At 59.7% G+C, this 12,839-nt stretch carries 12 protein-coding genes; 8 read left to right on the plus strand and 4 right to left on the minus strand.

All coding sequences use genetic code 11. The features are described from left to right. Positions 1 to 76: 76 nt before the first annotated feature. The 4 genes from R5R33_RS11950 to R5R33_RS11965 form a co-directional block, all read right to left on the minus strand. Positions 77 to 1,672: a L,D-transpeptidase family protein gene (locus tag R5R33_RS11950; RefSeq protein ID WP_318952931.1), complete on the minus strand. Its 1,596-nt coding sequence runs from the start codon at positions 1,670 to 1,672 to the stop codon at positions 77 to 79. Positions 1,673 to 1,687: 15 nt separating this feature from the next. Then, positions 1,688 to 3,025 carry a L,D-transpeptidase family protein gene (locus tag R5R33_RS11955; RefSeq protein WP_318952932.1) on the minus strand — a complete coding sequence of 446 codons (1,338 nt, stop codon included), beginning with the start codon at positions 3,023 to 3,025 and terminating at the stop codon, positions 1,688 to 1,690. A gap of 228 nt (positions 3,026 to 3,253) precedes the next feature. Further along, positions 3,254 to 5,194, minus strand: a complete 1,941-nt coding sequence (locus R5R33_RS11960; RefSeq protein WP_318952933.1) for a L,D-transpeptidase family protein — start codon at positions 5,192 to 5,194, stop codon at positions 3,254 to 3,256. Between the two features lie 268 nt (positions 5,195 to 5,462). Next, positions 5,463 to 6,326 carry an NRDE family protein gene (locus tag R5R33_RS11965; protein WP_318952934.1) on the minus strand — a complete coding sequence of 288 codons (864 nt, stop codon included), beginning with the start codon at positions 6,324 to 6,326 and terminating at the stop codon, positions 5,463 to 5,465. A gap of 73 nt (positions 6,327 to 6,399) precedes the next feature. Here R5R33_RS11965 and lgt point away from each other — a divergent pair, with 73 nt between their 5' ends. The 8 genes from lgt (at position 6,400) to R5R33_RS12005 (ending at position 12,839) form a co-directional block, all read left to right on the plus strand. Next, on the plus strand, positions 6,400 to 7,254 hold the full coding sequence (gene lgt, locus R5R33_RS11970) for a prolipoprotein diacylglyceryl transferase (protein ID WP_318952935.1): 855 nt from the start codon (positions 6,400 to 6,402) through the stop codon (positions 7,252 to 7,254). A gap of 82 nt (positions 7,255 to 7,336) precedes the next feature. Next, positions 7,337 to 8,170, plus strand: a complete 834-nt coding sequence (locus R5R33_RS11975) for a thymidylate synthase (protein ID WP_318952936.1) — start codon at positions 7,337 to 7,339, stop codon at positions 8,168 to 8,170. Further along, positions 8,170 to 8,688 (plus strand): dihydrofolate reductase, encoded by a 519-nt coding sequence (locus R5R33_RS11980; RefSeq protein WP_318952937.1) that lies wholly within the window; start codon positions 8,170 to 8,172, stop codon positions 8,686 to 8,688. Before R5R33_RS11975 ends, R5R33_RS11980 begins: the two co-directional genes overlap by 1 nt. 272 nt (positions 8,689 to 8,960) lie before the next feature. Further along, the gene (locus R5R33_RS11985; RefSeq protein WP_318952938.1) at positions 8,961 to 9,743 is read left to right on the plus strand and encodes a DUF3450 domain-containing protein; all 783 of its coding nucleotides are present in this window, start codon (positions 8,961 to 8,963) and stop codon (positions 9,741 to 9,743) included. Beyond that, positions 9,740 to 11,107: a MotA/TolQ/ExbB proton channel family protein gene (locus tag R5R33_RS11990; RefSeq protein WP_318952939.1), complete on the plus strand. Its 1,368-nt coding sequence runs from the start codon at positions 9,740 to 9,742 to the stop codon at positions 11,105 to 11,107. The genes R5R33_RS11985 and R5R33_RS11990 overlap by 4 nt, the downstream gene beginning before the upstream one ends. 14 nt (positions 11,108 to 11,121) lie before the next feature. Beyond that, entirely contained in the window at positions 11,122 to 11,649 is a 528-nt protein-coding gene (locus tag R5R33_RS11995) for a MotA/TolQ/ExbB proton channel family protein (RefSeq protein WP_318952940.1), read from the plus strand. 158 nt (positions 11,650 to 11,807) lie between these two features. Then, the gene (locus tag R5R33_RS12000; protein ID WP_318952941.1) at positions 11,808 to 12,209 is read left to right on the plus strand and encodes an ExbD/TolR family protein; all 402 of its coding nucleotides are present in this window, start codon (positions 11,808 to 11,810) and stop codon (positions 12,207 to 12,209) included. Positions 12,210 to 12,215: 6 nt separating this feature from the next. Continuing rightward, positions 12,216 to 12,839: an energy transducer TonB gene (locus R5R33_RS12005; protein ID WP_318952942.1), complete on the plus strand. Its 624-nt coding sequence runs from the start codon at positions 12,216 to 12,218 to the stop codon at positions 12,837 to 12,839.

Here is a 12,839-nt window from a genome sequence, read left to right on the forward strand (position 1 = left end):
AGGGGCGGACAAATTACTCCGTTGGCGACCGGAGAGAAGCCGGTATAGGCGTTTGCCAACGGAGATTACGCGCTGGTCACAGTTCCCGCTGGTCGCGGTGGTAGATGTCCGGGCGGAACTGCACCCGCCCCAACGCGTCCACCCAGGCGGTCAAGTAGGTGATGAACAATCGCGGCGGGTTATCTACCTTTATCGTGACCGATTCGTCACCGACGGTGGCCTGGGCGACCTGTGTGCGGTCCCAGCCCTGGGGTCCGAGTAGCGCATAGGCCAGCTCCTCTGGCTGCTGCAAGCGGATACATCCGTGGCTATAGGCTCTGTGGTGCTGCTCGAACAGGCTCTGGGCCTGGGTGTCATGCAGGAAAATCGACTGCTTGTTGGGAATCACGAACTTCACCCGCCCCAGGGTGTTGCCGGGTCCGGAGATCTGGCGCAGGGTGGCCTCGCCACTGGCGGCGCTCTCGATACTCTTCTCACTGATGGGGGTGGTGGTATTGGTGCCGTATTTCACCACCCGGTAGCCGCGCTTGTGCATGGCCTCCGGATTGTTGCGCGCCTTTGGCAGCAGGTCGGTGAGTAGAATACTGCGAGGTACTGTCCAGGTGGGGTTGAACACCACCGACACCACTTTGGTGGTCATCTCTGGGGTGCGCTTGCTGCTTTTTCCCACCACGGTTTTCATGCTCAGCACCACTTTGCGCTGGTCGACCAGCTGCAGCTGGTAGTCGGGCACATTTACAAAGATATAGCGGTTACCGGGGGCGGAGGGCAGTTTGTCCCAGCGCTCTGCGTTCAGTTCCAGCAGCCGTGCCAGTTCCTGCGGTGGGCGCGCCAGCTCTCGAAGCGTGGCCTTGTTCACGCGGCCGGTGACTTCCATGCCGTGGCGGCGTTGGTAGGACTCCACTGCCAGTTGCAGGCCGGCGTCGAAACGCTGGTGGTCGCTATCACTTGCCTTCAGTGGGCCGGGCGGCCCGATGTAGTCGCCGTATTGCTGCAGTATTTTACGCAGTTGCGCCACCCGCGGACTCCGGTCGCCGGGTTTTAGCGTTGCCCCGGGGGCGATGGCCTGCCAGTGGTTCGTGAGTGTGCGGTAGCGCGCTGCCTGTGTACGCAGGGCATTGCCGGCGGTGGCGAAGTCGATGGCGCGGTCTTTGTCCGGGATTGGCGCGTCCGGTTCGCTTGCGGCTGCGGTGCTGGGGGCCGGCGCTGGCGTTGGTTTGGGTGCAGTTTCGGGTTTTGGGGGGGGTTCTGGCTCGCTTTGTTTGTTGTTGGCTGCGGCATCTTTGGTGCCAGCTTTGTCAGTGGCAGCTTTGTCGGCGTCGGTCTTTTTTGATTCTGGTGTGTCTTCTTCCTTGGCCGCTGCGTCGCTGTCAGTGTCTGTTTCTGCGTCTACCGCAATATCCGGGTCGTCCACGATTTCACTGGCGTGGGCGGCCAGGCCAGTTTCTTCTTCGGGCTGTTTCGCGGGCTTTTTCTCGGGTTGAGACGGTGTGGTAGTTGTGCCTTCGACAACATCCGAGGGGTTCACCGGGGTTGCCCCTTGCGCGCTTTCCATTAGCGGTAGCAGGGCGCAGCAACCGAGGGCGGCAATCACCGAAAAATGAAGGGCATAGCTGCCCAGCGTGCCGTGTAATGCGGAGCAGTTTCTGTGGCGCAAGGTTTTATGGTGCATGGAAACCCCCGTACCTCACTCTTCCGCGGCGCGCGGATCTTCTTCGTCACCAGAGTCCAAATCGGCGCTGACATCGGTGGGCGTATCGCCATCCATACTGTCGCGTCCGTAAATGTCCGGGCGGAAATTCAGTAGCCCCTCTTCATCAACCCACGCGGTCCAGTAGGCGATATGTACCGGTATTGGCCGCTCGAGGGTAACCGCACGGGTGCGGGTGCCGCTGGTATAGCGGGTCAGGCGTTCGTCGTTCCACTTACCCGGTTTCGAGGTCTGGCTGGCGAGGACGATCTGCGCCAGTTCCAGCGGTTTTTCCAGGCGCACGCAGCCGTGGCTGAAGGCGCGCTGGCTGCGGCCAAACAGCTCTTTTCTCTGGGTATCGTGCAGGAAGATCGCCTGCTGGTTGGGGATGATGAATTTGAAGCGCCCGAGGGCATTGCCTTCACCGCCGCGCTGTTGCAGCGTCACGCCGCCGAGGCGCAGGGCACGCAGATTGCCGCCGCTGAAGGGGACAGATTTACCGCGGTTGTTCACCAGCCGGTAGCCACCGGCACTGAGATTGGCGCTGCCCTTTGGCAACAGCTCGCGCACCGCGATATTGCGTGGCACCGTCCAGGTGGGATTGAACACCACTTGGGTCATACGGGTGCTGAGTTGTGGTGTCGGATGCTTCGCCTGCCCAACCACCACGCGCATGCGGTACTGCTCCTGTTCTCCCTCCATCAGGCGCAGGGTGTATTCGGGAATGTTGACCAGAATGTAGCGGGGACCGAGGTCCTTTGGCATCCTCTGCCAGCGCCGCAGGTTGGCTTCCAGTGTGGCGAGGCGGCGCGCCGGTGGCGTGTTCAGATACTCGCGGGTGGTGCGGTCGACAATGCCGTCGGCGCGCAGTCCATGCCGGCGCTGGAATCGCTCAACCGCTTGGCGCACCTTGCTGTCGAAGAGTTCTGCGTTCGATTTGTCCTTTTTTTCCCCGGTCGTTTTGTCTGCGGAAAGTGCGGCACGCGCCATGTCATCCCCCAGTGACAGGTCGCCGTACTGCATGAGCAGGCCGCGCAATACCTTGACCCGGGCGTCGCGCGCGCCGGGGGCCAGAGTCTGTCCTTCCGGCAGCGGTTGCCACTGATCCCCCTCGCTGAGGGCGCGGTAGCGGGCAAGCTCTTCACGCATCAGCGCGTACTGGCGCCCATAGGGGGTAAAGGGGCTATAGGAATTGAGAGGGGTTTCAGTGGTGTCGGCAGTGGGGGATGGTTGTGGCGTCGCCGCTCCCGCTGACTGATCGGCCAGCGCCTCTGCGGTGAGCGACAGGATCACGACCGCGCTGAAACCCAGCGGAATTCCCAGCTTGTTACCCATCTCTGACCCCTGATCTGCCAATGACAAATACCAACATTCCGCAAGCTCGCTGTGGGCGAAGCCTGTGTTTCTAATTGGTAACTTGTGACCGGATTGGCACCAAATAAGATTGGGGTATGCGCGGAGGGGCGTTCGGGTGTTTTCGGAATAACTGCCGGGTGGTTCCTCCACCCGGCAGTGCGGTGGGGCAGTGAGAGTAGTGGGGTTAGCGGGCGACTGGACTCGCGATCAGTCGAACTGGTTGGCGGCGAGTCCGTCCTTGCCGTAGATGTCTGGGCGGAAGTTCATGCGTCCCTGGCCATCTACCCAGGCGGTCCAGTAGGTGACATAGACCTTCACGTTCTGGCTCATATTCACCTCGGTGGTTTCATCGCCGGTGGTCAGCTGTTCGATGCGGTAGCGGCTCCAGTCGCCGGGTTCATCCCGCAACAGTATCTCGGCCAGCTGGCGGGGTTTCGCCAGGCGCACACAGCCGTGGCTGTAGTCGCGGTCGGTGAGCCCAAAAAGACTCTTGGCGCGGGTGTCGTGCAGGTAGATGTCCTCCGAGTTGGGGATCTCGAATTTCACCCGACCGAGGATGTTCTGCTCGCCGCCCTTCTGGCGCATCAGGAAGCCACCGGCGGCCGCGGATTTCAGGTTCTGGGAAGTCAGAGGCAGATAGTCGCCACTGCCGTTCACCACCCGGTATCCCATGTTTTCCATCCCCGTGGGGTTGGCGCGGGCCTTGGGCAGGATCTCGTTCACCAGAATACTGCGGGGCACGGTCCATGTGGGGTTGAACACCACACGGGCGACGCGGGTGCTGATCTCCGGGGTCTGGTGCACCTTCTTGCCCACCACCACATTCATCGACAGTTTTACCCGATCCTGCTCCACATAGTTGAGGGTGTAGCCGGGCACGTTCACCTGGATGAAGCGGTTGCCGAGATCCGCGGGCAGCTGTTCGCGGCGGCGGATATTGGTCTCGATAATGTGGGCGCGCGCGGACGGAGAGATATTCATGCGATCCCGGGTCTGCTTGCCCACGATGCCGTCGGGCTTGAGGCCGTGGCGGACCTGGAAGCGCACCACCGCTTCGTGCAGCCGCTGGTCAAACTTGTTGCTGCCGTAATCACCGCCGTAGCCGTAATAGTCGCCGTACAGGCTCAACATATTGCGCAGGTGGATGACGTTCGCGTGCTTGGCGCCGAGGGTCATCGCAGGGCCCGCGGGAATCGGACGCCACTGGCCGCTGTTGGCCATGTCACGGTAGCGTGCCAGCTGCTCACGCAGCGCCTGGGCGTCGCCGCCAAACGGGGTGTTTTCCTCGATCAGCAAACCTTCGCCATGGGCGGGCGCGAGGCCCGAGCCCTCATCCTGCAGGCTGCGAAAATTGGGCATCACCCGCGGGTAACTCTGCGGGTAGGCACGGGTGGAATAGCGCGGCGCATAGCTGCCACCGTAGCTGGAACCGCGGCTGTAGGTGTTGCCCTGGGTGGTATAGCGGGAGCGGTCGATGGTCTGCGCGTTCGGGGTTTCACGGTTGTAGCCGCGGAAGTACTGGCGCCCACTATCGTTGGCCGCGTAGAGAGATTGCTCCTGTGGATAACTGCGGGCACTGGCCATCTGGAACCCGCCCTCGGTGAGGTTTACCGGGGTGATGTCGCGGCCGCGCAGACGCGGATGGTTTTTCGGGCCATCCGGATTGAGCTTGTCCAGCTGGGTATCCTGGGCGTAGGAAATGAACGCATCGGTGAGCAGTACGTCCAGCACTGCGGCCATCTGCAGGCGCTGCGGGGTGTCGCGCAGGGTACGGTCGAAGTATCCCAGGTGATAGCGGTAATCCACCATGCTGCTGTTGCCGGAACTGGAAGCGGTGAGCTGCTTGAGCAGGTCGTTGGCGGTATCGCTCAGGTTGTAGTTGTCGAACCACAGCAGCCGGTAATCGGTACGGCGGTATATGCGGCGCACCGCTACCGGGTTGAAGATCGGGTCCTGGGCAGGCCATGCGTCGGGGTTGTCTTCCAGCCAGTTGACGAGATGCGGGCGCACGGCATTTTCCGGTAGTACCGGTACCGTTTGTGTATTGGCATTGAAGGCATAGTAGAGCGCAAATGCGCAGAGGCCGCCGAGGAAAATGGCCGGCAGCGGGGATTTGCGTTTACGTCGCTCTGGAATGAAATATGACATGGTACCTCAGCGATACTGCAGGGCGCCGGTTTACAGTGCGGAAGCCGGGGCCCGATCGTTCATACCTTCCCAACCTTCGGCGCGCCTCTCCGAAACCCCGACGGCAAAATCACCATCGACGGCGCACCTAAGTCGAGCATCCCGCGCGACCTTCCTTTGTTATAGGCGGATTTCGAGCGCGCATTGCGCGTTTCTCAACATCCGCCTGCCTGTGAAATTAAGTATGGCAACAAATGCGAAATTTGCTTGGCGCGAACTTCACTTCACATTAGCTGGGCAGGGAGGTTGTAGAGGTGAATGGCGACGGCGATGAGGGCGGCAGATGGAAATAGCGGGGTGCGCCGCTGACCCGCCCGTCGGTATAACTCTGTTCCCACAGCTGCACGGCGCCCTGGTTGTCCACCGTCACCAGGGTACTGGCGCGGGTGCCATAGCCGCCGCTAATGACCGGGCGGTGGTGGGTATTCAAGTCGTCCGCTTCCACACGCACGAAAATGGAGGAAAGTGCGGATTCCATCGCTGTACCCACGCCTGTATCCGGCAGTTGTGACTGAGGTGCGCGTTCGGAGTCAGCGAGCAGTGCCAGCGACAGCGTGACAAAGCTTTGCGCGTTCACTGGGTTGGGAAGGCCCGCAACCAGGGTTGCCAGTGATTCACAGCCCCGGGTTACTTTGGGCCAGGGATCGTCTGGTGCGCCGTTGGAGATGCCATGGAAGCCGGTGGTGATCGCAAAGGGGCGGTGGCGGTTGCCGGCACATACCAGTGGCTGCTCTGCTAGCGGGTCGAACAGCAGCGCGTTGAAGCCTCGATAGCGCTGGCCGGGCAGGGCGTTCGCATAGGCGCTCGGGTAGCGATTGCCGGCAAGAAAACCGGTGGGGATTTCTCCGCGGGAGAGGACATCCGGGGGCTCGGGCATGCCCGGTTCGCGGATATTGGTCACGGCCGCGACCCGCCCCCCGGGCGCAACGCCCAACCACGTGCCCCCGGCCTCCAGGTCCCGTCCGGCGACGATGCCGCCCTGTTCCCACGGGTGTGCGGGTGCGGTGGGGCGGTGGTAGAACTCGTCGCGGTTGGCCAGCAATAGCAGCGGGTATTGGGGGTGCTGGCGGTAAGCAATCAACAGCAGGCACATGGCAGTTCGTATTCGTCAATTTGTCATCGTAAGTGCCATAATAACGCCCACTTTGAACAACTGTGGTTTGAGCATGCTGACTTACCCCGAGATCAACCCCGTTGCCCTGGCCATTGGGCCGCTCAAGATCCACTGGTACGGCCTGATGTATCTGGCGGGGTTCGCCGCTGCCTGGTGGCTGGCCATGCGCAGGGCCGCCAAGCCCTGGTCGCCGGTGATCAAGTCCGAAGTGGAAGACCTGATCCTGTTCTGCGCCATCGGTGTGGTGGTGGGCGGCCGGCTCGGTTACATGTTCTTCTACAACTTCCATGAACTGATCGCGCACCCTCTCAGTCTGTTCAAGGTGTGGGAAGGAGGCATGAGTTTCCACGGTGGCCTGATTGGCGTGATGGTGGCGGCTACCCTCTACGCGCGCAAGATCGGCACTACCTTCCCCTCCCTGATCGACTTTGTCGCGCCGCTGGTCCCAATCGGCCTCGGCCTCGGGCGTATCGGCAACTTTATCGGCCAGGAATTGTGGGGCCGCGAGACCGATGTGCCCTGGGGCATGGTGTTCCCCCGCGATCCCGCGCAGCTGGTGCGCCACCCATCCCAGCTGTACCAAGCCTTCCTCGAGGGGCTGGTGCTGTTTTTGGTGCTGTGGATCTTCTCCAGCAAGCCGCGCCCGCGCCTGGCGGTCGGCGGTATGTTCATCCTGTTTTACGGTATCTTCCGCTTCCTGGTGGAATTTGTGCGCCAGCCGGATGTGGGCATCCCGGTGATGTTCGGCTGGCTGACCCGCGGCCAGTTGCTGAGCCTGCCAATGATCGCCGCCGGCATCATTATTCTGGTTTGGAGCTACCGCACTCAGCCGCTGCCCGAGGGGCGTGGTCAGGGTGAGGAGGCAGATAGCGGTACCGTCGAGCCCCAAAAAGGTGCAGGCAAGTAGAAGAAGGGCGACGCCAAACTGAAAAAGAGCGCCGCCAAGTAAACCGGATCCAGAATACCGATATACAAGAACACCTATATAGATGAAGCAATATCTCGACCTGATGCGCCACGTGCGCGACAACGGCACCCTCAAGAGTGATCGCACTGGCACCGGCACCCGTAGCGTGTTCGGCTACCAGATGCGCTTTGACCTGTCTGAGGGCTTCCCGCTGATCACCACCAAGAAGTGCCACCTGCGCTCCATCATCCACGAGCTGCTGTGGTTCCTGCAGGGTGATACCAATATCGGTTACCTGAAAGACAACGGTGTGCGGATCTGGGACGAGTGGGCCACCGAAGATGGTGAACTCGGCCCGGTCTACGGCTACCAGTGGCGCTCCTGGCCCACCGCCGACGGCCGTCACATCGACCAGATCAAGGAACTGGTGCAGCAGCTCAAGACCCGTCCGGATTCCCGCCGCCTGATCGTCAGCGCCTGGAATCCGGCGGATCTGCCGGATGAAGGTGTGTCCCCGAGCGACAATGCCCGCGCCGGAAAAATGGCGTTGGCGCCCTGTCATGCCCTGTTCCAGTTCTACGTGGCCGATGGCAAGCTGTCCTGCCAGTTGTACCAGCGCAGCGCGGATATCTTCCTCGGTGTGCCCTTCAATATTGCGTCCTACAGCCTGCTCACGCTGATGCTGGCGCAGGTGTGTGGTCTCGAGCCCGGGGACTTTGTGCACACTTTTGGTGATGCCCATCTCTACTCCAATCACGCGGAGCAGGTGGAGGAGCAGTTGTCCCGCCAGCCCCTGCCACTGCCGCGAATGGTGCTGAACCCGGAAGTGAAAGACCTGTTCGCGTTCCGTTTTGAGGACTTTGAGCTGCGCGGCTACGAGGCCTATCCGCACATCCCCGCGCCGGTGGCAGTGTAATGGTGGGGCAGCAGGCGCCACTGGCAATGATCGTCGCCATGGCAAGCAACCGCGCTATCGGTCGTGAAAACACTCTGCCCTGGCGGATTTCCGGGGACCTGCAGTTTTTCAAGCGCACCACCCTCGGCAAACCGGTGGTCATGGGGCGCAAGACCTTTGAATCCATCGGTCGCCCGCTGCCCGGGCGCCAGAACATCGTCATCACCCGCAATTCCGCATGGAGCGCAGAGGGCGTGACCGTCGCCGCATCTCTGGAGCAGGCGCTGGAGCTGGCGCAGCAGGTGGCGGCGCGCGACGGTGCTGAGGAGGTTATGGTAATCGGCGGGGCGGAGATCTACCGCCAGGCGATGCCGCTGGCACGGCGTTTGTATGTCACGGAAGTGGATGCGGAGGTGGACGGAGACGCCTTCTTTCCGGTACTGGATAAAACCTGGCAGGAGTCCGGGCGGGATTGTTACCCGGCTTCGGAAAAGGATGAATACAACTACTGCTTAGTCCAGTACGACAGGTTTATTTAAAAACAAATTGACCAAATTTTGCCCTCTCGGGTAGATTTGGTCGATTGTTGCACAGCGTATCCCGCCGCAAATGTGTGCATGAAACCCGAGGGTGTTACCAAGGTGTTACCCAGCTACACAGCTGCGGCGGAGCAGTCAATCGGCATTTGAATAATCAAATCGGCTGTTTACAATGTGCGGCTCTTAGCTGTCTTCAAGCCAAAATTTACCGCGTTGTGGCAGCTAATTCATCGCGACCATGTTGTGAAATATCGAACCCACTGGGGGGTCTAATGAAAACCAAGCGATTCATGGCTGTGGCGCTGACCACTGCGCTGTCTGCCGGCGCACTGTACGGTAGCGTAGCCACTGCGGATACTCTCGATACCGTTCTGAAGGTCGGTGAGCAGAAAACTGCTGCCGCAACTGCATCTCAAAAGCGCATCGACAAGATCGCTCAGGAAACCTCTGACCTGCTGCAGCAGTTCAAGGTAGTGAACAAAGAGATCGACGGTCTGCGCGTGTACAACCGTCAGCTCGAAAAGCAGCTGGCCAACCAGCTGAGCGTGATCAAGGATCTGGACGAGTCCATCGACCAGGTAACCGTGATCGAGCGTCAGATCCAGCCCCTGATCCTGCGTATGCTGGACGGCCTGGAGCAGTTCATCGAACTGGATGCCCCCTTCAAACTGGCCGAGCGTAAGGCCAACCTCGAAGGCGTGAAGAACAATATGGACCGTTCCGATATCACTGTAGCGGAGAAATTCCGTCAGGTGCTGGAACTGTACAACTTCGAAGCCGAATACGCGCGTAAGATCGACACCTACAACGACACCCTGAACGTCAATGGTCAGGATCGTGAAGTTAGCGTGCTTCAGGTCGGCCGTATCGCACTGGTAGCTCAGACCACCGACTCCAAAATCTCCCTGGCTTACGACAAAGCTCAGAAAGCATGGGTTGAGATCGACGCTGGCGAATACCGTCGCGCCATCCTGCAGGGTCTGAAAATCGCCAAGAAACAGGCTACCACCGACATCATGACTATGCCGATTCCGGCTCCGGAGGCTGCGCAATGAAAACCATCGCCAAACGCGTATTGGCTGTAGCTGCCGCTGGCCTGATCAGCGTTTCCGCTGTAGCCCAAGACAAAGCTACCGACCTGGACCAGCTGCTGAAGATGGTTCAGAGCTCCAAGATCGCTGAATCCGCCGAGCACAAAAAGCGTGAAGACGACTTCCGTCGTCAAAAGGCCAACCAGGCCGGCCTTCTGAGCCAGGCTGAAAACACCCGTACTTCCGAAGAAGCCCGCTCTGCGGCGCTGGAGAAGAAGTACGAAGAACAGGAACTGCTGGTTCAGCAGAAGCGTCAGCAGCTGGACGAGCGTCTCGGCTCTCTGAAAGAGCTGTTCGGTCACCTGACCTCTACCGCTGGCGACCTGCGCGCCAACCTGGACACCTCTCTGGTATCCGCCCAGTACCCGGGCCGCGCCGAGTTCCTCGATCAGCTGATCGACAAAATGAACTCCGCGACCAAGCTGCCGACCATCCAGGAAATCGAGCGTCTGTGGTACGAACTGCAGCGTGAAACCGTGGAATCCGGCAAAGTTGTTAAGTTCAACGGTACTGTGATCAAGCCCGATGGCGAGCAGACCGAGCAGGAAGTTGTACGTGTTGGTAACTTCAACCTGGTTTCCAACGGCAAATACCTGGAAATGAACGACAACCTGAAAATGGCCGAGCTGATCCGTCAGCCCGACGGCAAGTACCTGAGCATGGCTGCTGACCTGCAGTCTGCTACCAGTGGCTTCAGCCCCTTCGGCGTTGACCCGACTGGTCCTACCGGCGGTTCTTACCTGAAAGCCATGATCGCCAGCCCGAGCATCATCGAGCGTTGGCACCAGGGTGGCATCGTAGGCTACATCATCAGCGCGGTTGGTGTTGTTGCTCTGCTGCTGGCCATCTGGCGTCTGCTGGTGCTGTCTGGTGTGAACTCCAAAGTGAACGCCCAGCTGCGCTCTTCCACTCCGAACACCAACAACCCGCTGGGTCGTGTTCTGGCCGTGGCCGAAGAGAACAAAGGTGTAGACGGCGAGACCCTGGAACTGAAGATGGAAGAAGCGGTGCTGAAAGAGCGTCCGGCCATCGAATCCGGTCTGAACCTGCTGAAGATCATCGCCATGGTAGCCCCGCTGCTGGGTCTGCTGGGTACCGTTACCGGTATGATCATCACCTTCCAGGCGATCACCATCTTCGGCGCGGGCGATCCCAAGGCAATGGCCGGCGGTATCTCCTCTGCACTGGTAACTACCGTTCTGGGTCTGGTCGTGGCTATCCCGACTGTACTGCTGCACACCATCGTTAATGGCCGTGCCAAGCGTATCCTGCACATTCTGGACGAGCAGAGTGCCGGTATCGTTGCAGAAAACGCTGAGCGTAAATAAGAGGAGGCGGCAACATGCACGCATTGAATGACGCATGGGCCGCCGTCAACGCCTTTATGGCGTCGGGCGGGCCAGTATTACTCCTGATCGCCGGCCTGACCTTCTTCATGTGGACGCTGATTTTCGAGCGGATCTTTTACTTCAAAGGTGGTCTGAAACGTGATGTTCAGACCGCTATGGACACCTGGGAAGCGCGCCCCGAGCGCAAATCCTGGAATGCCCACCAGATCCGCCATGCGCTGGTTTCCCGGGTTTCCGAGAAGATCGACAGCAATATGGACATGATCCAGACCTGTGTTGCCCTGGCGCCGTTGTTCGGCCTGCTGGGCACCGTATGGGGCATGATCAACGTGTTCGAAGTGCTCGCGATCACCGGTGGTGGTGATGCAAAGCAAATGGCCAGTGGTGTATCCATGGCCACCATCCCGACCATGGCGGGTATGGTGACCGCACTGTCTGGGGTGTTTGCCAACACCTATATCACCCGTACCGCGCAGCGTGAGACTCAGCTGCTGGCAGACCATCTGACGATGGATCACTGACGGCACCACAATAAAGGTGTGCGGGTGCTGTTCTCAGGAATAGGCCCCGCAGACCGGAAGGTTTAGCCAATTCAGGGAGTTTTCACTAACACTTAGGGTGCGGTGAGAACTCCACGAGGCCAAATCTCGCTATTAGCATTTCGCTAGAGAGAGTTGCAATGAGCAGAAAACAGACTACGGCAGAAGAAGAAGGCCAAGCGATTGACCTCACGCCCATGCTGGACGTGGTGTTCATCATGCTGATCTTCTTCATCGTCACCGCGACCTTTATCAAGGAGCCGGGCGTCGATGTTGTTAAGCCGGAAGCGACAACCGCTGAACTCAAAGCCGCCTCTATTCTGGTAGCGATTAACGACAACAACGAAATCTGGATTGCCAAAGAGCAAGTAGATGACCGCCTGGTGAAAAACACCCTGGAGCGTCTCTACGCAGAAAACCCGAAAGGGTGGTTGGTAATTCAGCCCGATAAAAAGGCGAGTATCGAGAAGGTTGCCCTGATCGCGGACGCGGCCAGGAAGATCGGAATCGAGAAAGTGTCGGTCGCTACAGAGAAGAGTTAACAGCTTATGAACCCGGTAAGACTAGTTGGGGCGGGTGCGCTGGCGGTAGCCACCACTTTTGCCCTGATCTTCACCATGCATGCGCTGATTGAGGCAAACCTGGGAGCTCCGAAAGAAGAGGAGCAGATCAAGGTTGCCGACATCGTCATGCCGGAACAGAAGATCGAAACCCAATACGATACCAGCAAGCCGGACAAGCCTGACGAGCCCGAGCAGCCGCCACCCGACATGCCGGAGCCGGAATTTGACCAGCCGGATGTGGACAATGCATTGAACATGTCTGCGCCTAGGGCCAATGCCGACCTGAAGGTGGGTGGTATCGGTGGTTTCGCCACCGAAGGTGACTACCTGCCGATCGTTAAGGTTCAGCCGGAGTACCCGCGCCGCGCACTGCAACGCGGAATCGAAGGCTGGGTGGTTGTTGAATACACCGTGACCAAAAACGGTTCTGTACGTGACCCGATTGTGGTGGAAGCCTTCACTCTGGACGGCAACCCGACCACGATCTTCAACAGCGCTGCCGTGAAGTCAGCCCTGAAGTACAAGTACAAGCCGCGGGTTGTTGACGGTGAGCCGATTGAAGTGCCTGGTGTAAAAACCAAGATCAGCTTCAACCTGGCCAAGAACTGA

The organism is Microbulbifer pacificus (assembly GCF_033723955.1).
GTDB classification, from domain to species: Bacteria; Pseudomonadota; Gammaproteobacteria; order Pseudomonadales; family Cellvibrionaceae; genus Microbulbifer; species Microbulbifer pacificus.